At 50.1% G+C, this 22,013-nt stretch carries 23 protein-coding genes; 14 read left to right on the top strand and 9 right to left on the bottom strand.

Annotated elements, in window-relative coordinates:
* Nucleotides 1-6 precede the first annotated feature (6 nt).
* The 3 genes from ACFE8Q_RS26545 to ACFE8Q_RS26535 form a co-directional block, all read right to left on the bottom strand.
* Complete coding sequence (locus ACFE8Q_RS26545; RefSeq protein ID WP_375448481.1) at nucleotides 7-441, bottom strand: DUF4134 family protein; 435 nt, start codon at nucleotides 439-441, stop codon at nucleotides 7-9.
* 20 nt (nucleotides 442-461) lie between these two features.
* Nucleotides 462-950 carry a DUF4134 family protein gene (locus tag ACFE8Q_RS26540; protein WP_375448480.1) on the bottom strand — a complete coding sequence of 163 codons (489 nt, stop codon included), beginning with the start codon at nucleotides 948-950 and terminating at the stop codon, nucleotides 462-464.
* A gap of 74 nt (nucleotides 951-1,024) precedes the next feature.
* Nucleotides 1,025-1,333 carry a DUF4134 domain-containing protein gene (locus ACFE8Q_RS26535; RefSeq protein WP_375448479.1) on the bottom strand — a complete coding sequence of 103 codons (309 nt, stop codon included), beginning with the start codon at nucleotides 1,331-1,333 and terminating at the stop codon, nucleotides 1,025-1,027.
* 80 nt (nucleotides 1,334-1,413) lie between these two features.
* Here ACFE8Q_RS26535 and ACFE8Q_RS26530 point away from each other — a divergent pair, with 80 nt between their 5' ends.
* The 3 genes from ACFE8Q_RS26530 to ACFE8Q_RS26520 are packed head-to-tail and all read left to right on the top strand — an operon-like array spanning nucleotide 1,414 to nucleotide 2,883.
* A complete protein-coding gene (locus tag ACFE8Q_RS26530; RefSeq protein ID WP_375448478.1) occupies nucleotides 1,414-2,028 on the top strand; it encodes a hypothetical protein in 615 nt (204 codons plus the stop codon).
* Between the two features lie 10 nt (nucleotides 2,029-2,038).
* A complete protein-coding gene (locus ACFE8Q_RS26525) occupies nucleotides 2,039-2,470 on the top strand; it encodes a hypothetical protein (protein WP_375448477.1) in 432 nt (143 codons plus the stop codon).
* Between the two features lie 29 nt (nucleotides 2,471-2,499).
* Nucleotides 2,500-2,883, top strand: coding sequence for a hypothetical protein (locus ACFE8Q_RS26520; protein WP_375448476.1), 384 nt, complete (start codon nucleotides 2,500-2,502; stop codon nucleotides 2,881-2,883).
* Between the two features lie 224 nt (nucleotides 2,884-3,107).
* Here ACFE8Q_RS26520 and ACFE8Q_RS26515 read toward each other — a convergent pair whose 3' ends face one another.
* The 3 genes from ACFE8Q_RS26515 to ACFE8Q_RS26505 all read right to left on the bottom strand — a co-directional run bounded on the left by ACFE8Q_RS26515 (nucleotide 3,108) and on the right by ACFE8Q_RS26505 (nucleotide 6,254).
* Nucleotides 3,108-3,923 (bottom strand): hypothetical protein, encoded by an 816-nt coding sequence (locus tag ACFE8Q_RS26515; protein ID WP_375448475.1) that lies wholly within the window; start codon nucleotides 3,921-3,923, stop codon nucleotides 3,108-3,110.
* A 1-nt stretch (nucleotide 3,924) separates the two neighbouring features.
* Nucleotides 3,925-4,869, bottom strand: a complete 945-nt coding sequence (locus tag ACFE8Q_RS26510; RefSeq protein ID WP_375448474.1) for a ParA family protein — start codon at nucleotides 4,867-4,869, stop codon at nucleotides 3,925-3,927.
* Between the two features lie 170 nt (nucleotides 4,870-5,039).
* Complete coding sequence (locus ACFE8Q_RS26505; protein WP_375448473.1) at nucleotides 5,040-6,254, bottom strand: tyrosine-type recombinase/integrase; 1,215 nt, start codon at nucleotides 6,252-6,254, stop codon at nucleotides 5,040-5,042.
* Between the two features lie 66 nt (nucleotides 6,255-6,320).
* Here ACFE8Q_RS26505 and ACFE8Q_RS26500 point away from each other — a divergent pair, with 66 nt between their 5' ends.
* A complete protein-coding gene (locus ACFE8Q_RS26500) occupies nucleotides 6,321-6,839 on the top strand; it encodes a hypothetical protein (RefSeq protein ID WP_375448472.1) in 519 nt (172 codons plus the stop codon).
* 53 nt (nucleotides 6,840-6,892) lie between these two features.
* Here the strand turns inward: ACFE8Q_RS26500 and ACFE8Q_RS26495 are convergent, their stop codons facing one another.
* On the bottom strand, nucleotides 6,893-7,408 hold the full coding sequence (locus tag ACFE8Q_RS26495; RefSeq protein ID WP_375448471.1) for an N-6 DNA methylase: 516 nt from the start codon (nucleotides 7,406-7,408) through the stop codon (nucleotides 6,893-6,895).
* Between the two features lie 61 nt (nucleotides 7,409-7,469).
* On the bottom strand, nucleotides 7,470-7,652 hold the full coding sequence (locus ACFE8Q_RS26490; RefSeq protein WP_375448470.1) for a hypothetical protein: 183 nt from the start codon (nucleotides 7,650-7,652) through the stop codon (nucleotides 7,470-7,472).
* Between the two features lie 226 nt (nucleotides 7,653-7,878).
* On the opposite strand from ACFE8Q_RS26490, the gene ACFE8Q_RS26485 reads away from it, so the two are divergent.
* The 10 genes from ACFE8Q_RS26485 to ACFE8Q_RS26440 all read left to right on the top strand — a co-directional run bounded on the left by ACFE8Q_RS26485 (nucleotide 7,879) and on the right by ACFE8Q_RS26440 (nucleotide 21,202).
* Nucleotides 7,879-8,379: a restriction endonuclease subunit S gene (locus ACFE8Q_RS26485; protein WP_375448469.1), complete on the top strand. Its 501-nt coding sequence runs from the start codon at nucleotides 7,879-7,881 to the stop codon at nucleotides 8,377-8,379.
* The gene (locus ACFE8Q_RS26480; RefSeq protein WP_375448468.1) at nucleotides 8,376-9,923 is read left to right on the top strand and encodes a type I restriction-modification system subunit M; all 1,548 of its coding nucleotides are present in this window, start codon (nucleotides 8,376-8,378) and stop codon (nucleotides 9,921-9,923) included. Before ACFE8Q_RS26485 ends, ACFE8Q_RS26480 begins: the two co-directional genes overlap by 4 nt.
* A 10-nt stretch (nucleotides 9,924-9,933) precedes the next feature.
* Nucleotides 9,934-10,680: a DUF3800 domain-containing protein gene (locus ACFE8Q_RS26475; RefSeq protein WP_375448467.1), complete on the top strand. Its 747-nt coding sequence runs from the start codon at nucleotides 9,934-9,936 to the stop codon at nucleotides 10,678-10,680.
* Nucleotides 10,681-10,951: 271 nt separating this feature from the next.
* Nucleotides 10,952-12,271: a restriction endonuclease subunit S gene (locus ACFE8Q_RS26470; RefSeq protein ID WP_375448466.1), complete on the top strand. Its 1,320-nt coding sequence runs from the start codon at nucleotides 10,952-10,954 to the stop codon at nucleotides 12,269-12,271.
* Nucleotides 12,258-12,788 (top strand): Pycsar system effector family protein, encoded by a 531-nt coding sequence (locus ACFE8Q_RS26465; protein WP_375448465.1) that lies wholly within the window; start codon nucleotides 12,258-12,260, stop codon nucleotides 12,786-12,788. Before ACFE8Q_RS26470 ends, ACFE8Q_RS26465 begins: the two co-directional genes overlap by 14 nt.
* Nucleotides 12,789-12,814: 26 nt before the next feature.
* Complete coding sequence (locus ACFE8Q_RS26460) at nucleotides 12,815-14,131, top strand: hypothetical protein (RefSeq protein WP_375448464.1); 1,317 nt, start codon at nucleotides 12,815-12,817, stop codon at nucleotides 14,129-14,131.
* Between the two features lie 29 nt (nucleotides 14,132-14,160).
* A complete protein-coding gene (locus ACFE8Q_RS26455) occupies nucleotides 14,161-17,364 on the top strand; it encodes a type I restriction endonuclease subunit R (RefSeq protein WP_375448463.1) in 3,204 nt (1,067 codons plus the stop codon).
* Nucleotides 17,364-18,083: a M48 family metallopeptidase gene (locus ACFE8Q_RS26450; RefSeq protein WP_375448462.1), complete on the top strand. Its 720-nt coding sequence runs from the start codon at nucleotides 17,364-17,366 to the stop codon at nucleotides 18,081-18,083. Before ACFE8Q_RS26455 ends, ACFE8Q_RS26450 begins: the two co-directional genes overlap by 1 nt.
* A gap of 244 nt (nucleotides 18,084-18,327) precedes the next feature.
* Nucleotides 18,328-20,529 carry a YWFCY domain-containing protein gene (locus ACFE8Q_RS26445; RefSeq protein ID WP_375448461.1) on the top strand — a complete coding sequence of 734 codons (2,202 nt, stop codon included), beginning with the start codon at nucleotides 18,328-18,330 and terminating at the stop codon, nucleotides 20,527-20,529.
* Between the two features lie 31 nt (nucleotides 20,530-20,560).
* Entirely contained in the window at nucleotides 20,561-21,202 is a 642-nt protein-coding gene (locus ACFE8Q_RS26440; RefSeq protein WP_375448460.1) for a hypothetical protein, read from the top strand.
* A 49-nt stretch (nucleotides 21,203-21,251) separates the two neighbouring features.
* On the opposite strand, the gene ACFE8Q_RS26435 is transcribed toward ACFE8Q_RS26440, so the two are convergent.
* The gene (locus ACFE8Q_RS26435; RefSeq protein WP_375448459.1) at nucleotides 21,252-21,773 is read right to left on the bottom strand and encodes a M23 family metallopeptidase; all 522 of its coding nucleotides are present in this window, start codon (nucleotides 21,771-21,773) and stop codon (nucleotides 21,252-21,254) included.
* Nucleotides 21,774-22,013 lie beyond the last annotated feature (240 nt).

The raw sequence follows: 22,013 nt of genomic DNA, 5'->3' as shown, positions 1-22,013 counted from the left end.
CATAGGTTATAGAATCAGGCTGATTACGTAGCCGAGCGAAAACAGAAACATGATTGAACCGAACCAGCGAATCAGATAATCGTAGGTGTCGTCATCACCGTTGAGGACTTTGTTGTAGATTTTGATGAGGCCCAGAATGGCCACTACGACGCCCATCATCACCACCAGGTGATGCGTTTCATAAGCGTATCCCAGCAATAAGCCCGGTACTGATGTCGCCGCCACTTGCCCACCGGATGCCGGCACGATAAATGAGTCGACTGCCAGGACAATGACCCCTACGGCAACCAATGAGCCTACCCACAGGAATAGAGCTGACTCGATGTCATCGCCCCGGTTCCACTTCTGATAAATGCGAAAACCAGCCACCAGCGAAGCAATGACGCTGATGTAGATGCACGACGATTTGACGACCGAATAGGCCCAGGCAAATTGATCCATTCTGGGGTTAGGGGTTCAAGTCAATCAGGCGAGGGCATATTACCGGGTAGAGCCGGATCAATGGGTGGTGGCCCAACCGGGTCAAGGCCGTCGAGTGCAGGAGCGGCTATCGGCGCGTTTTCAATCTGTAAACTTTGCGATGAGACGATTACGCCTCTGCCAAACGACTGATTTTCGAGCAGATGACCCAAACCTGTAGTTAGCCCCAGCACAGTCAGGATCGCGGCACCCCAACGCCAGATGTCTCGGGTGGCTTCGGCTTCACCGGTTTGCACCCGTACATAAATCCGTAATGCACCGAGCAAAGCCGTTACCGCACAGACTGAATAGACGAACCGCACGAAGATGGACAGGTTACGAGCCAACGGAGTCGTAATTTGTTTTTGCAGGTAGCTATCACCGTACCGGTCGCCAGCTGAAGTAAGGTTTACGTCAACCGTTTGCGCTATCGCCGGACTTGCTACGATCAGAATGAGGTAAGCGGTAATGTACCAGTACGTTTTCTTCATAACGTGAGCTAGTTGACTGGTTCAGGATGGTTAATTGAGCAAAATGTACGTGACATTAATAGAATTTATATTTCTCAAAAGAATGCAGCCTTCAGTATCGCGGCTACCGACAAAAGGAACAGGAATGAACCACCCCACCCGACGAACGCTTTCTGTACATCCTGATCGCCATTCTGCATTTTGGAGTAAACGCGATAACCCCCAACCAGGCCTACAGTGCCTGCAATGACGTAAATGACCGTTGTTACTGGCTCAAAGTACTGCTGTAAGTCGGTAGCTGCGGCGTTGAGGGCCTGCGCTCCCCGTGCGATACCTGGATTTTGAGCGAAAGCAGTGCTTGTGCTTGCAAAGAGAAAAGAGAGGAGCGTAATTTGCTTTTTCATTGTTATACTGGTTAAGAACGCGCTCCAAAATTAGATATAACTCTCATAAAAAATAAAATTATTATTTTAAATTTTCTGGTATGCTGAAACTCAGGCAAGTATGGATGGCAGGTGCCATGATAATCGGCCTTAGTTGGTTATCGGGCTGCGTAGATAAGGGGGTGGAGGGGGTATCGGCAATGGATCAAATTGAGCAATCATCAAATCCGGGTACGTTTCTGGCGGGAAGCTACCAGTTAGCCAAACTCGATTTGCCAAGTGGTTACGGTGAGCAGGTGCCGAACCTGACGAGCCACTATGAGTTGGCTGTTCGGGCCGTGGGAGATTCCGTGCATTTGTCTCTTTCGGGCACAGGTAAGGTCGGGCGTTTTGATGGATTGTCCCTGGGTACGTTTGCAGTCGTACCGAACGCGGCTAACCTAACTTCGGTATCGATAGGAGGCCGGTATGGCTATGCGCTTCGTCGGTCAACCGGGCAAAAGTCATATATCAGCTTTACCCGTGTTCCGTTTGCCGACAAAACGGAATATGAAGTGCTTTTCAACCTGTATCGGAATGCGTACGGATTAGACCCGAATCAGGGGCAGCTTATCGCTGACGAAAGCTATTCGATCAATCCGGCTTATAATGAGCGTATTGCCACGTTTCGGCTGGCGCGTACCTCATCGGGGGTATGGCGGCCTAAACAGAATTAATCTCAATTACATGAAACCGCAAAAAGTCATTATTCGCCCGGAACATCACTCTCAGTATACAATTGAAGGCGGTGAGATTTTCGCGCTGGAAGGCATTTTACTCGGTGTTGCGGGTGGTTGGTGGGTGTGTCATCAGTTATACTGGCATTGGCTAGCTGGGGTCTTGTTGGGTGCAGGGATACTGGCTGGTTTCATGTGGCTACTGTCCATGACCATCACCCGGTTTATCATTTTCGGCTTGAATGCTTTGGGAGCCGGGCTCCTCTCCTATCTGATAGCAACGGCTCTGTTGGGTGTTTCCAACTTGACGGGCAGCTTCATTGGTCTTCTCATGGTGGCGGCTGTTGCTACTTTGTTTGTTCGGAGGTTTCAGGTATTCAAACACGACCTTACCACGTATCGAAGCTCGAAGGAAGATCAAACTAACCAGGTGGGTAAATAAAAAGCCTACGTTTAATTACCTGACCCTCTATGCAAATGACAATCCCCGAAAAAGTGGCTGACCTTTTAGCCCGCAACTTTTTACTGATGGCCAATTGGCAGGCCGAAGACCGGCAACTGATCGACATAGATGCCGATGATAACCTGACGTTGCTCGACACGAACGGGCTTAGCCGGTTGGTGCCGTTCGATGATGTTGCCGACATTGGTTTTGCTTCCCGGTTGGTTCCTGACCGTTACCTACCCATCACCGAGTACGACACGGATTTATCGGCCCGTTTTTCCATTTTTTGCCAACTGACGGACGTAACCAACGGGACCGCCAGCGAGTTGCTGGGCAGAACCGTTCGACTGGATGAACTACACGAACCGGACGACTGGAAAACGATTTGTGCGGGGTTGATTGGCTTGTAATCCCTAGAAGTGACACGCTGTCACTTCTAGGAAACTGAACAGCGAACCCATCCTTTTCCTAGTCAAAAACTCTCGAAGTGACAGCCTGTCACTTCGAGAGTTTTTGAACAGTAATCTGACCCTCTTCTTGGCAAAGTCCCCCGAAGTGACAGCCTGTCACTTCGGGGGACTTTGCCTGTTGGCTTCTGTAAAAAGCAAGAAGTATGTACCGAAGTGACAGCCTATCACTTCGGGCGTAACAGAGTCATCAGTTCGTTCGTTTTTTGAAGTAGATCGGCACAAGATTGGGCCGTAAGGTCGCTATTGGCCAGTTTACGGATTTGGGTTTGCAGGTTCGTAATCCGTTTATTGCCTTTACTTCCTAGGTCAATTGTCGACTCATCCTCACCCGCGTTCGTTACGTTCTGAACGGCAGATTTGGGTAACTTGCCAGCCAGCACGTCACGTTTGATGCTGGGGTCTGCATTTTCTAAACTAGCGGCAAACTCCCCATCGCGTTTGATGGTTCGGCTGCTAACTCCATACTCAGCCGCCAGGGTTTCGGCCACATTGACGGTTGGTGCTTCGGCTCGAAGGTTACTACCCCGGAATGCCTTTTGCTGGTTGTACCGCATTCCACGCAGGTATGAAGCCTGTTCAGATGTAAGATTCCGTCGACCGAGTTGGTAGTCGATCATGTAATCCTTCACCTCATCAAGCGACGCAAACCGCACCAGGTTGATGCGAAAATCCAAATGGTGCTTCTGGATAATCTGGTTGCGGTTATGCCCGTCAACCAGCACGTAGACCGGTACGTCTTCGCTACCAATGCCTGCAATCGTGTCTGTTGTTTCCCAGATAGTCAGCGGGTCTTTCACACCATGCTTCAACACGTTCTGCTCTAACTGTGTCAGTTCGTCGCTCGTCAGCGGGGGTATCAGGTCGCGGAGTTGCTCGAGGACAACGATCTGACTCTTGATATTTCCTTCTGCAGATAGGAGGGAAGGTCGTACGTCTACCGTCTTCTCCTTCATGAGGCTCATAAAATCTTTCTTCGCCATATCACAGAGTCATTAGTTCAGTGGCCAATTGATGATACTGCTGCCAGGATGCCGATTTCGGCGAATAGGTATACAGATCCTCTTTCGCCACCTGCGACTGCTTGATGACGGTGGAAACTTCAACGACCGCGTCGTAGATGCGAAAATTGCGGTAGGTATCCCGAATATGCGTCATCATACTCTTATGAACGCTCTGATTCTTGTGTACCATCGTAAACACAATGCCTTTCACCGTTAGCGTAGGATTGATGTACGTTCTGACCTCAGCAATCCGGTTAAACAAGCTTTCCACGCCGTGATAGGCCGAGGCTTCGGGCTGAATGGGTACAACGCAAAAATTTGAGGCTACCAGTGAACAGGTGGTACAGATACCGAGACTGGGCGGGCAGTCGATCAGGATGTAGTCAAATTGAGAACGAGCTTCTTCTAATTTCACCGTCAGCCGCCGGTCGGCTCCAATGGCGTTGGCCAACTCTGATTCCTTGTAGGCCATTCGGATATCAGATGGAGCCAGGAATAGGTTTTCTGTAATCTCCAGCATGGGTAGGGGAGACGTACCCAGCAACGCGTCGATGACCTGTTGCTCCGGCTCGTGTACGCCAAAGCATTGGGACAGATTACCTTGCGAGTCCATATCCACCAGCAACACCCGATTGCCAAGCAGGCTCAACGCTTTACCTACGTTTATAGTTGTCGTTGTTTTGCCAACACCCCCTTTGTGATTCACAATAGAAATAACGGTGGCCTTATCGAACAGATTTTCGGTGTAACCGTACTGTCGCAGGGCTTCATCCAGGGCGGGCAGGTGCTTGGCAGGTACGTCTTTCTGGTTGGTCAGGGCTTTGTGCAGCGTTTTCGACGGAATACCGGCTTCTTTCTCAATCTGCGACAGATTCAGGGCCGGTTTTGCCCGTAAAAACTTGACCAGCTTATCATGCGTTAGCATAAGCAGGGTAGGGGGAAAAGTTTATCTTTCGTAAATGTAGAAAGAACTATTATTATCTAAATAGCGCATGCGGAAATTTATCAACGAAATGAATGCATGATAGACTATCGGTCCCTCTGGTAGATCTGCCTCCTATGTTGGCTTACTTCACGTTTGGTAGCTCATACTGCTTAAGTTTTATTCGGCATCTTCACAAAGTAATCGCGCTCGGTCTGTTTCTTGATGTAAAACTGGGTTGTCTCGAACAATTCATGGCGCAGGTGCCGCTGTACCCACATCGGCTCAACGCCTTTGTCAATCATAATCTGACCCGCCGTATGGCGTAGGCTGTGCGCTGACATCTTGGGACGTTTCAGATCGATGGCCGTGAGGTATTTATCTACCCGGTAGCGGATTTGGGCCGTTTTCAAGTCAGGAAAAAGTGCGGCTGACCGTGAAGCGGTAGGAGAGGGGCCATCGCCCGATTGCAGGTATTGTCGCAGGGCATCGGCACAGGGAACAAAGAGTTTGATAGCCTTCTTCGTACTTTTCCCCTTGCCACGTACTTGCAGTTGCTCCCGGTCAAACTCGACATCGCCGACAGCTAAGCGCGTTACCTCAACGGTGCGTAGTCCTTCCAGCACCAGTAGGGCCACAATGGCGCGGTCGGTCGGATCGTCGATACTAGCCAGTAGTTCGTCGCGCTCGGTTTCGTCAAGGCTATCTTTGTAAAACCCACGTTCGATGGTCAAGCCACGAATCATCTGCACATCGCGTAGACCATCAGCCTGCTTGTCGGTCAGCTCCAGCCGGGCGCGGTGTTTGATCACCCACTCAGTCAATTGTTTGATAGGGGAGAGGTAGAAGTTAACCGTGAAGGCTGACAGGCCACGTACCCGTAAATCATTCACGTATTGCCCGATTGTCTGTGCTGAAAATGAAGCTGGTCGGCCCGCTTCATTTTCCTCCGTAATGTAGGCAAAGAAAGCGTTCAGTGCCTGGGTGTAGTTTTCTTTGGTTTTATCGCCCCGCAAATGTGTTGCTTCAGACAGATAGCCCAGGATTAGCTCATTGGCCGCCGCCGGAATTCGCTTATGTGGGGGAGGGTCAGGTACGACAGTCGGCATTCCCTGCATTTGGTAAAACAGGAGAAATTTTCGCACAGGCGAGATCTGGTTGCCCGCTTTTCCCCCAGCATAAATACGGAGGCTACCCCTATCAAACGGCAGCCGGTTTTCTATACAGTACAAGACAAACTGACGGGCTAAACGAGGGTAATTGCCCGGTTTTTCGAGCCAGGCGGTGAACTGATTGATTAACTGGCTGATGGTTACGCGTCGGCTGCCTGATTCCTCAGAAACAACGGATGATGCACTACGATGGGCTATGTCAGTGGATTTGGCCATTTACCAAAGTACTAAAGTTTTGTTTGTCAACTAAGGAAACTTTAGTTTGCCATTTTTACTGCTACTATGACTGTTTACGAAATCGGGAAACCATACCCACGTAAAGCGTACTACCCGAAACGGGAGGAGATTCGGGCGGTGACTGACCACTCATTCTTCCATATCGTGTATTACTGTACGCAGCCAGAGGCAGATGGACCAAACTGGCAAAAAGGGCCACTAGTTTATGGCTTGCACAGTAGTCAGGATATTCCCTGTTTTCTGGTTCACCTGACCGGCCTTGGCCTGGCTTTTGAAGTGACGATTAATATACACACACTAGCCACTGATCGAGTGGATGGCTGGCTTAACAGTGACCGAACGCTGGTGCCTATGCTGCTCATGGACGCGCAGACGAATATAATCAGGGCCATGCGAATGCTGTCTATAAAGCCTGGTGTAGCCGCAGCCCTACGTGATTGCCTCGAACGACAGGATGCTCGTTACGCCGACGCATCAGCCGTAGAACGGGCAACAGATGACGTATTGAGTGGCGTAAACACGCAACAGCTTTTGCAATCAACAACGATGTATCGAGCTTCGTAAGCTACTTAGTTTGATGCTTTCCGCGTTCATCTCACCAGGCTGTCTATCAACTGCTACTGTAGCTGCCCGGCGACGGTGCGGAAACTGCTGAGGGCGGCTTCCAGGTTCTCGACGATGGACAGGGCCAACTCGTCGGGGTTAGGCAGGTTATCGAGGTCGCTGAGGCTATCGTCTTTGAGCCAGAAAATATCCAGGCTGGTTTTGTCCCGTGCCATGATGTCTTCGTAGCTAAACCGCCGAAATCTGTCGGTCTCCTGCCGCTGCTGCCTGTTGTCGGGATTATAGGCCGCAATGAACGCCGCAAGCTGATCGTAGCGAAGTGGGTTGGTCTTGAGCGTGTGTTTAACGTTGGTTCGGTAATCATACACCCACACGGCTTTGGTCCAGGGGTCGCGGCTGGCAGGCTTGTTGTCAAAAAAGAGGACGTTGGCTTTCACGCCCTGGGCGTAGGAGATGCCCGTTGGCAAACGCAGAATGGTATGCAGGTCGGTGCTGCGCAGCAACTGCTTACGGATCGTCTCGCCGGCACTGCCTTCAAACAGGACGTTGTCGGGCAGTACCACAGCCACGTGCCGGGACGACTCGCTTATTAGGACATTTGTTGGGACATTTATTAGGACATCAGCCTGTTTATTGGTCAAGTCGCCCGCCTGCACGTCGGGACTGGGGGCGATCACCGCGTTCATCAGCCGCTCGTCGAGGGGGGATGATCGTGCGGAACATATCGCCCTCGATGAACTGGGCTTCTTTTCCGTTGGCATACACACCGACGTACCTGATCACCTTCCGAACGCCCGATCTAAGCTGATCCATAAAGCCAGTTTCTGTATGAGAGTTGACCAGAAGATATATTTCGGGTTAGTAAATCGTGCATAATATTATTATTCAATAATTTTGGCAGACTAGGAAACCATTTATTGCACATAACTGTATTCTGTATATGAACGCACTTTTATCCACCGTTGCTATAATCTTTAATGGCTACTCGTTTCGAGACACTACCACGATCAGACGAGAGGGGATAACTGCCGTCGTCCAAATGAAGGACCTGAAGGAAAACGTCTTCAGCGTGGACGAAGTAGAGGGGTTTACGGACCTGACTCGGCTTGATGAACGTCATTTCCTGCAACCATCGGATGTACTGCTGCTCACCAAAGGGCAACGTACCTTAGCCATACGGGTAGCGGCCACCTACCCCAAGGTGATTGCTTCAGCGGCTTTCTTAGTGATTCGTCCCGATACCAGCCAACTTGACGGTGGCTACCTGCACTGGTACCTGAACCAGCCCGAGGCGCAAACCTGGTTTGAGATGGGCCGTGAGCGTAGCGCAACGGTGATGGCAGTACCGCTGTCAGTCGTACAAAGCCTGCCTGTGCCCTTGCCGCCCTTGGAGCAACAGCGGTCTATTGGGGTGTTAGGTCGGCTGACGGCCCGCGAGCACTATCTCTCGGTGCAGATTGCCCGAAAGCGACAGGCACTACGTAATAAGAAACTAAATCACTTCATTGACCAGGCAACCAATACGAACCAACCCCTATGACCAACCAACTACCGATTTACCGACCCAGCCAGGACGAAATCAATCAAACGCTGTGGAACGCCTGCGATTCCTTCCGGGGTGCTATCGACAGTTCATCGTACAAGCAGTACATTCTTGTGATGATGTTTGTCAAATACCTGAGCGATTACTGGAAAGACAAGTATGATGAACTGCTCGCCCGATACGGCAACGATGAGGAACTCATTATCCGGAAATTGGGCCGCGAGCGGTTCGTGCTGCACGAGACCTGCACCTTCGATTACATTGCCGCCAACAAGAACAAGGAAGACATTGGAGCTATCATCAATAAAGCTTTAGAGCGCATTGAGGAAGACAACAAGGGTAAACTTGAGGGCGTGTTCCGGGGCGTTGATTTCAATTCGGAAGCGAACCTTGGCGAGACCATCGACCGCAACCGGCGGCTGAAAAACCTGATCTCGGATTTCCAGAATCCAAAGTTGAACTTCCGGCCCTCGGTGGTGGGTAAGGCCGACATTATCGGCAACGCCTACATGTTCCTCATCGAACGCTTTGCCGAAGGCTCCGGCAAAAAAGGCGGAGAGTTTTATACACCCCACGCGGTGAGCGTACTGCTGGCGAAGCTGATGGCCCCCCGCCCCGGCAGCCGAATCTACGACCCTACCTGCGGTTCCGGCTCGTTGCTGATTACGGTGGCCGAAGAGGTACGTACCGACGACGGAACGCCCTCGCGCGACTTTGCCATCTACGGCCAGGAGAGCAACAGCGAAACCCGCGCCCTGAGCAAGATGAATATGTTCCTGCACGAGTTGGACGCGGCCCGGATCGAACTCGGCGATACCATCAACAACCCCAAACACAAATCGGGCGACGCGCTGATGAAGTTCGACGTGGTGGTAGCCAACCCGCCGTTTTCGCTCGACAAGTGGGGGCACGACCGGGCCGCAGCCGATGCCTACGGGCGGTTTAAGAACTGGGGCGTTCCACCCAAAACGAAGGGCGATTACGCCTTCATTCTGCACATGATTGCCTCGGCCAATGAGCAGGGGCAGGTGGGCGTAATTGTGCCGCACGGGGTACTGTTTCGGGGCAGCAGCGAAGGGGTGATTCGCCGAAAATTGATTGACGCCAACCTGCTCGACTCGGTGATTGGCCTGCCGGCCAACCTGTTTTTCGGCACCAGTATTCCGGCGGCTATCCTGATTTTCCGCAAGAACCGTCCGCAGACTGACGTGCTATTTATTGATGCCAGCCGCGACTTCGAGCCGGGTAAGCGGCAAAACCACCTGCGCGATGCTGATATCAACCGGGTTGTGGACACCTACCGGGCGTTTCAGCGGGGCAACGAGGCCACAGCCGAGCGTTACAGCGCGGTGGTCTCGCCCGAGCGCATGGCCGACAACGACTACAACCTGAATATCCCGCGCTACGTCGATACGTTCGTGGCGCAGGACGACATCAACGTGGGGCAGCTACAGACCGAAATCGACGCGCTGGAAACGGAACTGTCGCTGGTCCGGCAGGAAATGACCGGATATCTGAAAGAATTAGGACTAACCCCATAACTTACCCTATATGCAGTTTATGTACGTTGATGAGAGTGGTGACCCCGGACGATCAAAACACGCCTCGAAGCACTACATCTTGAGTGGCCTGATTATTTCCGATCAGGATTGGAAAGCCTGTTTGGATAAGATGAAGGTGTTTCGTCAGCATCTGAAAACTACTACCGGTCTGCTGATCCGAACCGAAGTTCACGCGGCTGAACTGATTCGTATCAACAAGATTGATGCCTATCGCAAGATTCATAAATCGACGCGAATTGGGGTTCTGAAGGTATTTATGCAGCAAATGCCGCTGATTTTCGACAAGGCAACGGTCATTAATGTATGCATCGATAAAGCAAAATTTCCCGACGAAACCGAGTACCAAACGCTGGCCTGGTCGAGACTGATACAACGCTATGACACGTACCTGAAGAAGACGGCCAAAGACCGGGGTATCATCGTGGCCGACGACTCCGACGACACGCTGATACGGAAGTTGCTCCGAAAAATGCGGGTCTATAACCCGACGCCTTCGCACTATACTGGTGTGTATAATGTACCGACCGACAACATTGTGGAGGACGTATTTATGCGTAGTTCGCAGCACTCACTGTTTATTCAGGCCGTTGATTGCATTGCCCATTGTCTCTATCGGCGCGAATACCCGAAGGGTAGTCTGAGAAAGTTTGGCGTGGAAAGCTACTTCAACTTTATTGATCCCCTACTGCTGAAAGTGGCCTCTGCAAGTGACCCCTGGGGGATTGTGCGAAAATGAAAAAGCCCCGGTTAAAAACCGAGGCTCAAAAGCGAAGCTTTGTGATTTTTGCGGCCCGAATAGCTCAAGGGAACTACCCCGGTCGACTTATCCTGCAAATGTACAAAAATGTTTGGAAAAGTGCAAAATAATTCGTAAGCAGTTAAACAGACAACTGGGCCGTACCGGCCTAATCATGCAAATGTGTCGGCACTGGTGTCACAAAGTAGCCGTAGAGTTAGCTACTTGAAACCCGCCGACTAACGTACCCAATCAACCTGTAAACAACACGATGGAAACAGCCATACCTAACATACAGTCCGAAACACAACAGCCCTTGCCAGAGGGGTGGAAATGGAGAAAGTTAAATGAATTAGGCTATCTATCAAGGGGGAAATCAAAGCATAGGCCCCGAAACGCAAGCCTATTATATGGTGGCCCTTACCCATTCGTCCAAACAGGAGACATAAAGGATACCCACCTTATTTTAAACAAATACCACCAAACATACAGCGAGATTGGACTAAAACAGAGTAAGCTGTGGGAAGAAGGGACCCTTTGCATCACAATTGCTGCGAACATTGCTGAGACGGCTATTTTAGGTATAAAAGCTTGTTTCCCAGATAGTATAATTGGCTTTACCGCAAATAAAGAGTTGTGTGATACTTTCTTTCTGAAATACTTTTTTGATGAAGTAAAGAAGGAAGTTCAGCATACCGTTGACAAAAGCACTCAGGATAATCTTAGTCAAGAAAAACTAGAGAAAATTCAAATTCCCCTTCCTCCTCTCGCCGAGCAACACCGCATTGCCGCTATTTTAACCAAGTGGGATGAGGGCATCGGGAAGCTGCAAACGCTCATTGGGAAGAAAAAACACCGCAAGCAAGGACTAATGCAGCGGCTGCTGACGGGTCAAAGCCGGTTCAGCGAGTTTGCCGGGCAGGCGTGGGAAACGGTACGGTTGGGGGATGTATTCACCTTCCTCCGCAATGAATCGCATTCGCGGGAGTGCCTGACCTACGAGTCCACCGAGAACCAGGTGTACTACGTTCATTACGGCGATATCCACGCTACGTTCGAGACCTCAATCTTAGATTTTAGCAAGGAAACACGCATCCCTAAACTTAAAGATGAGGCTACCCTGTCGGGCAGAATGGCTTTTCTTCGCGACGGCGACCTGCTGATTGCCGACGCTTCAGAAGACTACAAGGGCGTGGGCGAGTGTGTAGAAGTGAAGAATCTCGGCGATAAACTCGCGGTCGGCGGCTTGCATACCATCGTGGCCCGCGATGGACACAACCGCACAGCACTGGGGTTCCGAAGCTACCTGCTCCAACACCCGGCAGTTGCTATTGCCATTCGCAAAGTATCCAATGGCATTTCGGTCTATGGCCTGTCAAAAACGGCCCTTTCCAACGTACCTATCTACCTCCCCCCACTGGCCGAGCAACGCCGGATTGCCACCGTTCTCTCTGCTGCCGACCTCGAAATCGACGGCTTAACGCAGGAACTGACCCTGATGAAACGTCAGAAGGGCGGCCTAATGCAGGGGCTGCTGACGGGCAAGATTTCTGTGAAACACCTTATCCCAAGCCACCATGACCCCCGATGAAAAGATCGAACATTGCAAATTTGTCATAGGCCGGTATGACTTCTATTACGATTCGGTCAACAACAAGGCCAACTTCTGGCTGGCCTTCAACACCTTCGCCATCGGCTTGGTGCTGACGACGTATAAGGATCTGACAGAGAAACTCATAGTTCCGTGCATAAGTACTTGGTTCAACTGGGGGTTAGTGGCCTTTTTAGCTGTGGCTATTACGGCCAGTTTCATCATACTAAAAGCCTCCTGGCCCCACTTGAATACACGGAAACGGGCCAGTCTACAATCAAGATCGCTTATCTACTTTGAAGACGTGGCGGCTGTCAAGTTTGTCGATCTGCAAAATGCTCTCAACAATGCCGACGACCAGCAACGTCAAAAGGACTTTGCCACACAGGTACATCAATTGGCAACCGGTTTGAGCCGTAAATACCAGCGATTAGCCATTGCGGGGCGGCTCATGGCCGTTGAACTTGGTCTCCTTGCTTACCTTATTGGCCTGATAGGCATTGGAAAAATTTTATAATTCATAACAGTAAACAACAAATCACTATGTCACTTTTTCCTTCGTATTTGAATGGCATCAACCAGATGCTGCAACGCAAGGTATACAGCCCTGACGTGTTAGTGAAGGCCCAGAGCGGTCGAGTCCTGATGAACGAGCAACGTTCCCTTCAGTTAAACTACCAGGGCCAGGTCTATACGCTGGGGGAGGATAGCCGCACGCTCATCACCTTCGACAAACAGCAGATGGAACGGCTGTTCGGCAAAAACAAGGCCGCTTTTTCGGAGGTATGCATTGGTAGCCATCCGCATATTAAGGCGATGCTCGAACACAATCAGATGTGCAATTACTATTGCGTGTCAATGTTTCTGGATATTAAAGGCTCAACCAAACTGGCTACCAAATATTCGTTGCCAGAAGTCAGACGTATAAAGGATACCGTGCTGACTTTGTGCATTCATGCTGCCAACTTTTTCGGGGGCCACGTTCACCGGATGCAGGGCGATGCGGTGTTCCTGCAATTCGTCGGTAAAGACCTACACCCCAACGATGCCATCATCAATGCGCTGAACACGGCTTCGGTTCTGTGCCAGTTCATTAGCAACGACCTTTCCCAGGCTTTTGAAGCTATGGGCATTGACCCAATCAAAGTCCGCGTGGGTATCGATTACGGACCGACGGATAAAGTATTGTGGTCGCACTATGGCATACCTGGCTGCTCTGAGTTGACCACCACCAGCCTACACACCGATTTGGCGGCTAAGCTACAGGCGCAAGCTGCTAACAATGAGATCCGCATTGGTCGCAATGTAAAAGACGCGCTTGACCTGCCGGATGAATTTTGGAAATACGCTAAAGTCAAGGACGATAAAGGGGACTGGGTACAAGACGACTACGTTTTCAATTACGCCAATACTCGTTATCGAAAATATATTTTTGATTGGGACAAATACCTCCGCTCCTACGACTTTGTCGAATCAGCGGGCAGTGTAGGTAAGCTAAAGGTGGATGAGAAACGGCTTCGTATCGTATGCATGGCGACCCAGCCAGACGGTACACAGTTCCAGTATTTTCAGAATTCGGAAGCGTTACCCAAGGGTACCGAGTTGCAGTATACCTTAATGGAAAACGGACGGCAGTACATGAAGAAGCCTTTCGATAAAAAGATTCTCTGGACTCGTGTTAATCGTGGGGCAGAGGCAGCAGCGAAAGACATATCTACTGGAGACGAACCTGATCAACAGCAAAACACACCCAAATACAACACCAGTGCAGCTTTTCTGGGGCATCACTATTTGAAGTGTCGGATTGAGCGTACTAACTCGGCAAACGATTATTTGAAGTTTCCCATCTATGTACAGTAAACAGGACACTGCTAACCGCAAAAACGACGATGGCAACGTCCCAGATTAATACCATACCAACCCCCTCCTTTACCGAACTGCCCAGCTCGCAGACCCCGGCGCGACTGTTGCTCAACGCGCTTGGCTACCAGACCCTTCCCCCGGCTCAGGTGATGGCCGGGCGGGGCGGTTCGCTCGGTCAGGTCATTCTGTCTGATGTGCTGTTGACGCAACTGCGTCGGCTCAACGTCATCGACTACAAAGGGCAAACGTACCCGTTCTCGGAAGGCAGTTTGCAGGGGGCCGTTGGGGCACTCCGCAATGTGGTAGACGACGGGCTGATCAGCACCAGCGAGAAAGTATTCAACCTGCTCACCCTCGGCAAAGCGTTTGAGGAGACTATCAACGACGACAAACGCAGTTTCACCATCCGCTACATCGACTGGCAGCGGCCTGAAAACAACGTCTATCACCTGGCTGAAGAGTTTGAAGTAACTGGCCTACGTGACCGTGCGACCAGTACGCCAGGGCGGGACCGTAATCGTCGGCCCGATCTGGTGCTATTTGTCAACGGCATTCCGCTGGTGGTCATCGAGTGCAAACGGCGCGACAAAAACGGCTCCATTGACGAGGCCATTTCGCAGCACATCCGCAACCAAAAAACCGAGGGGGGCATTCCTCGCCTGTTTCACTACGCCCAGTTGCTGCTGGCAGTGCAGCCCAACGAAGTCCGCTACGCCGTGACTGGCACAGCCAAAAAGTTCTGGAGTCAATGGCGCGAAGAACACGATATCGAGGCCGACATACAGGCCATTCTTGCTGCCCAACCTGCTGGCAACGACCGGCTACCGACCGAACAGGACCGGATGCTGTATGCCCTGTGCCGCCCAGAGCGGCTGCTTGAATTTATTTACACGTTTACGCTGTTCGACGCCGGGGTGAAGAAAATAACGCGGTATCAGCAGTATTTCGCCGTCAAGGAAACCCTGGCGCGGGTGAGTTCGCTGTCTTACGCCGGTAAGCGCGAGGGCGGAGTGATCTGGCATACGCAGGGCAGTGGCAAATCGCTCACGATGGTCATGCTGGCTAAAGCCCTGTCTCTCGCTCCTACCTTGTCGGGAAGCCGGGTGCTAATCGTTACCGACCGGCGCGACCTGGACCGACAAATCAGCAAAACCTTTGCCAACTGTGGTAAGGTGGTCGAGAACGCCCGTAGTGGGCAGCATCTGGGCGAATTGATTGCTGATCCGGGTGTGGAGTGCATCACTACACTGGTACAGAAATTTGAGTCGGCTGCCGAACGGCGCGAGTTTTATAACGACTCGGCCAACCTGTTTGTGCTGGTCGATGAAAGCCACCGGTCGCAGTACGGACAGACCAATATCAAAATGCGAAAGGTGCTACCGAATGCCTGTTACATCGGGTTTACAGGTACGCCCCTGTTGAAACGGGACAAAAGCACGGCCCAAAAATTTGGCGGGTTCATCCACCAGTACCCCATTCGGCAGGCGGTTGAAGACGGGGCAGTGCTGCCCTTGAAGTACGAAGGTAGGTCGGCCAAACTGAGTGTGAATAAATACCAGTTAGATAAAGGCTTTAGCCGCGTGACCGAGCCGCTTAATCAGGAGCAACGCAAGGACTTCAAACGAAAATTTTCGCGGCATACCGAGATCTATAAATCTAATCAGGTGGTGGAGGAAATCGCTGAGGATATCAAAACCCACTTTTGTCAATTCTACCAGGGAACGGGCCTAAAGGCGCAGTTGGCGGTTCCGTTGAAAGCCACCGCACTGGTCTATCAGCAGTTGTTTGCTAACGAACTGAACCCCAACCGGCGAATCAACACGGCCGTAATTATCTCTGACACCGACAACCGCAAAGGCCACGAAAGCGTGGATGACGAAGAGGATGCTGTTGATGAAACAGAGGAAGTACGTCGGTTTTCGGCGACGATCAAAAAGCAGTACGGTTCGCTCGAAGCCTACGAAGAGCAGGTTATCGAGCAGTTTAACAGCCCAGATAATGAGGTCGAACTGTTGATTGTAGTCAACAAGTTGCTAACCGGTTTCGATGCCCCCCGCAATACTGTACTCTACATTGCCCGGCACTTAGCCGAACACAATCTGTTGCAAGCCATTGCCCGAGTGAACCGGCTCTACGAAAGTCAGGCGTTGGGCGAGGCCAAAGAGTACGGCCTGATTATAGACTACGCCGGCATTTTGGGTGAGTTAGACAACGCCCTCAGTAGTTACGACGAACTAAGCGGGTTTGATGAGAAAGATTTGCAGGGAACCCTCACTAATGTGTCGGATGATGTGGAACTGCTGCCGCAGAAATATGCCGAACTGATGGATGTGTTCGGGGGCGTAACGAACCGGCAGGATGTTGAAGCACTGGAACGGCACTTGGCCCCCCGAGACGTACGCGATTTATTTTATGAGAAGCTATCGCTTTTTGCCCGTAACCTGCACCTGACCTTATCGAGCGATGAAGGTCAAAAAAGATACGAAACCGCGAAGCTGAATCAGTACAAGGAAAGCCTGAAGTTTTACCAACAGCTTCGGCAATCCGTACAACTACGCTATGCCGAACGAATTGATTACAAGGAGTTTGAGAAGAGAATTCGTAAATTACTGAATGTACATGTGGGCGTTGAGGCCGTTGAATCGCTGAACGATCCCATCGATATTTTCAATCCGGAAGCCCTGCAACGCACCTTAGCCGAACAGGGCGGTTCAACCGCGTCTAAAGCCGACAAAATCGCCTATCGAATAAAGAAGGTAGTTGAAGATCGGCTCGACGAAGACCCGATCTATTACCGAAATTTCTCGGACTTAGTCGAACAGTCGATTCAGGATTATGAGCAAAAGCGTATCAGTGAAGCGCAGTACTTAGCCAGCATGGAATTAGTTGCCAATGACCTGCGGGCAGGCCGCACAGGTACGTTGCCGACACCGCTGGCCCATAACCCTAAAGCCAGGGCTTTTTACAATGCCCTCACCGAACGCCTGGCCGTAGACGATTCCGAAGCCACCGAGTTGTTGGCGCAGGCGGGCGTGGCCGTGGCCAAACTACTCGAAGACCAGTTGATTGTTGACTGGCAGCAAAATTCAGATGTACTTAAGCGCATCGAGAATGAGATTGAAGATTATTTGATTACGTTACGAACGCACCGGGGAATCGATATTTCGTTTGAGCAAATTGATCTGCTCATCAAAGACTTCGTGCGCATTGCCCGTTCTGTTTACACCTGATGAGAGAGCTACACTATGGCACCAGCCTGATCCGGTATGAGTTGATATTTGAAGCTCGTAAAACCTTACGTATCGAGGTACATCCCGACGCGTCTGTTTGGGTGAAGGCACCCATCGGCACCGATGATAATCAACTAGCCGAGCGGTTGGCCCGTCGGGCGGGCTGGATCACCAAGCAACAGCGTTTCTTCAGCGAATTACCCCTGCCCCCCGCCAAAAAGAACTATGTAAGCGGTGAAGCCTTTCGCTACTTAGGTCGTCAGCACCGGCTAAAAGTAGCCGAAGGCGGTCCCGAACGGGTTCTTCGTCAGGGCGGGCGCATAGAGGTTTGGGTACTCAGTTGCTACGATGAAGCCAGAGTCAAATCACGGGTTGACGGGTGGTTTAGGAAACAGGCACAGCGCTTATTTGCCGAACGCTTGCATGTCTGTCTTGAACGCTTCAGTGGAGCAGATAGGGCAAGCTTAGAGACCAAGGCTCTATTACTAACTTTGCGGTCGATGAAAGGCAGGTGGGGCAGTTGCACCATTACAGGGAGAATTCTACTAAACCCCGCCCTGATTCAGGCCCCTGTTCTTTGCATCGATTACGTCTTGACGCACGAACTAACCCACTTGCTTCAACATAATCATGGGCCTGAGTTTTACAAACTCCTGACATCAGCGATGCCCGACTGGCCACAACGTAAAAAGCAGTTGGAAACTTCGAGGTGGGATTAGAAGAATCTTCAACATTGTACAAATTCGTCTTTGTGTGAATTGTTGAAAACACACGATTCAAAGCCGCATATAGTATTTGTCCTTATACTTATAGGTGTAATAGAGTAGTAAAGGTTAGCGAATCACATACCAAGGAAGCCGCTATTTTATTAAAATATATTATTATTATTTACAGAAAACCAATAGGTTTGAGCCATCAATCTACATTGTACACCATGCGGGCGACGTGTGAATTAACTGGCGTATGGCTGAATTAACAAATAAAGAGAAAGAAGGCTACGCCGTTGGAGTCGAATTGTTCTTATTAATAGGTATACTATTTATTATCCTTCATTTTCTGTGGTTTAATCATGAATTGGTTGCGAAACTGGCCTTAATAGACAATTTTATTTTTCCAATTTTCGATAAACTTAATCACCAAACCGATTTGTTTCGCTCGCCCTGGTTGACGAAGTCCCTGGCGATGCTAATGATTCTGCTGCATTCGCTGGGGTCGAAAGGGAAACTTGAGCCGAATCTGTCCATCCGTCAAGTGGGTATATCTGCGGTGATTGGACTACTGCTGTTCTTTGGCTCGGTTGGTTTACTATACGTAAAGGCATCGGTTGGGCCAATGGTTATCAACCCGATCTATATATGCCTGACACTTATCGGCTGCTTCAAATTGGTCAAAGCAGGCCAGCTCCTTTCTCGCTTATTGATTGGTCGGCCGCGCAACGACATCTTCAACGAAGAGAACGAGGAATTTCCGCAGAATGAACAGTTACTCGCCAACGAATACTCGATTCATTTCAGGACCCTATATCATCTGAAGGGCAAGTGGCGCGAGGGAATTGTCAATATTGTCAACCCGTTTCGGTCTACGATGGTACTTGGGGTGCCTGGATCCGGCAAGTCGTATGCCGTGCTGATTCCGGCCCTTTGGCAGTCGATCTACAAAGGATACACGGCGTACGTCTATGACTTCAAATTCCCCGACCTGACTGAAGAGGCGTACAATGCCTACCGGAAAACCATCGCTGAGAATCCCTACGCGTGGAGTACCGATGAACAGCGTAAGGCACGTACCCCCAACATTCCAAAATTCTACGTCATCAACTTTGATGATATCGCGTACTCGCATCGGTGCAATCCCCTCTTGCCGGAACTGATGACCGATATTATGGATGCCTACGAGTCTGCCCAAACGATCATGCTGAATCTGAACCGGTCGTGGGCGCAAAAACAAGGGGAGTTCTTTCCTGAATCGGCCATCAATTACCTCACCTCTGTCATTTGGTATCTGCGCACCGTGAGTATGGAGTACAAACAGCTTTACCAGGAGTTAGGCCAAACTGATCGACCTGAGGAGGCTAGCGAAGCGCTACTTCACGAGAAACAACTGTCTGATTATTATCGTCTAAGTCAGATATGTACGTTTCCGCATACGCTGGAGTTTCTTAACCGAAGCTACGACGAAATGTTCGGGTTGATGGAATTGTACCCTGAAGTGGAGATTTATGTTCGTCCATTTATCGACGCAAAAGCCGGGGGTGCTATGGAGCAGCTGGAGGGGCAGATTGCGTCTGTTCGTATTCCGATGGCGCGGTTATCATCGCCTACGCTCTATTGGGTTATGACAGGTAATGATTTCAGCTTGGACATTAATAACCCGGCTGAACCTAAAATTCTCTGTACGGGAAATAACCCGGAGCGGGTTAGTATTTACGGCACCGCTTTCTCCTTGTACACGTCACGGATGATGAAGCTGGTCAATAAAAAAGGAAAGTTAAAGTCGGCTTTGTTTTGGGATGAACTACCCACAATGTTTATCAAGGGAATCGATATGCTGATTGCGACGGCGCGTTCGAATAAGGTGGCTACCTGGCTGGGTATTCAGGATTTCGAGCAACTGATTCGTGACTATGGTGAACGCGAAGCAAAGGTGATTATGAACATAATCGGAAACGTGTTCTCGGGTACGGTGGTCTTCGAGACCGCCGAGAAACTGGCGCGACGATTCGGCAAGACCAATCAGGAGAAAGAATCGGTCACCTATTCAAAAAGTGATACCACGATCAACGTGTCTACCCAGCAGGCAGACATGATTCCGGCGTCAAAGATCTCTACGCTTAAACAAGGAGAGTTTGTTGGTCAGTTCGTTGACAATTTTGGTGAAGAGTTTGACCTGAAAGCATTTAAAGCGTTTGTGGTCGTTGAAGAAGCTCAGCTAAAAAAAGACCACAAGTTGCCTGTAATCAATGATTTAAGTAAAATTATCAATCGGAAGTACGCGGACCAACTGAAAGCAGCCGGACATGATTTGTATGACAATTTGCCCGACTCAGAAAAGATGCATTGGCGAAATCGGCTGCTTCAGGAACATTATTATCGCGTCAAACAAGACATCAGTTTATTGGTGGAATACGAGTCAGTGCGTCATGGATTGTCATTGCACGCGGCTTAATTAAGCTTCCACCTTACTCCTAAGCTTTACCATGGAAGACCCTATAGAAGACGGCACAGAACCCGTCATTGAAAAAGTAAAAGCAGCTTCTCGTAGAACCAAGAAGTCAGGAGTCGGTAGTCATCTCCAGGAGCCACCTAAGCGGGGACGTGGCCGACCAAAGAAATCATCGGAAGAGAAAAGTGGCTATTCCCATGTTCTTTTCAAAACGAATCTATTTAAACCCACAACTCTGGAAGAGAGTGGTCGATTGACCGACGAACAACGGCAACAGCGTTTAGCCACTTACATGACTAAACTACGCGAGGTTGTGAAGGAAGAAGCGGCATGTGAATACTATTGGCGGTTAGTTTTTACCGCCGTTTTTCACCTTTACCGAAGCCGCAAGCAAACCGCGGCTATGGCGGCGGGCGCAGCATCTCCCCCCTCCATTTTACCCAGCGATTTGGCTGAAGAGGCGGGCATGGAGTACTTTAATTTAAGGAATCTCTTCAGCGGACGAGGGACGGCTAAAAACGTGTTCTGTCTGCTACGTTTCTTGTATGAGCAAGCCATTGACTTTAATCAAGTGCAGTATAACGAGAACATCATTGACCGTGCCTATACGTTTTTAACGGTGCTCAAGCAGGAAGGGATAGACAGTGAAGAAGTAAAGCGTTTGTTTTACAAATAAAAAATTATTATTTACCTGAGAGCACCGATCTATTTCGCAGAAAGCCCTTCTACGGTATCGTTGATACATATTGATTGATCAGCGAAAGGCCAACGGTTAGATAAGCACCAGGGTCAAGGTACCGACCTGCTTTTCGCACCGCATAGTGCAGATGAAGTCCGGTTGCCTGCCCAGTTTGGCCGAGGACACCAAGTGGCTCGCCAATGCGTACTTTCTGTTTAGCCTTGCAGTGAAGTAGCGCCAGATGGCCATAAATCGTCTGGTACGAATTGCCGTGGTCAATAATAACGTACAGCCCTAAACCACGCTCGTATCCTGCTTTATATACTACGCCTGAAGCCGTTGAACGGACTAATTGATGGGGTCCGGCAATATCAATGCCCTCGTGGTGTTTAAATCGGCCCTGTATTGGATGAAGCCGCCAGCCAAATTTTGATGACAGGTGATTGTGCTCCCAGGCACCGACAGGTGGGATACAAGGAATCGTGAAGGCAACGTCCGGGTATACTTGCAATAACCGGGGAAATAATCGGAGTACATCTGTAGGGTGAAGTTTCTCTATACTCGCCATAAGTTTTCTGTTGACTACTACTACGGTGTCATCAGGTACGTTGCCCGGCTGAATTGCTTTACAAAATGATCGTGGAGGACAACATAAAGCCAGGCTGCAAAAGAAGAAAAAGAGGTGCTTCATATGTCGAAATTAACGTATTTAAGTATTTAAAAAATAATTTTATTTTTTAAATTGAGAGGCCCATCTTTGTATTCTCAATTAGATAAACCGTTGTCTACGCTGGCTTACGCTTACTGA

Origin of the sequence: uncultured Fibrella sp., from assembly GCF_964250085.1 — a bacterium.
Lineage (GTDB): Bacteria > Bacteroidota > Bacteroidia > Cytophagales > Spirosomataceae > Fibrella.
Note: the sequence above shows the minus strand (reverse complement) of the source record. Positions and strands in the feature narration are given on the sequence as shown.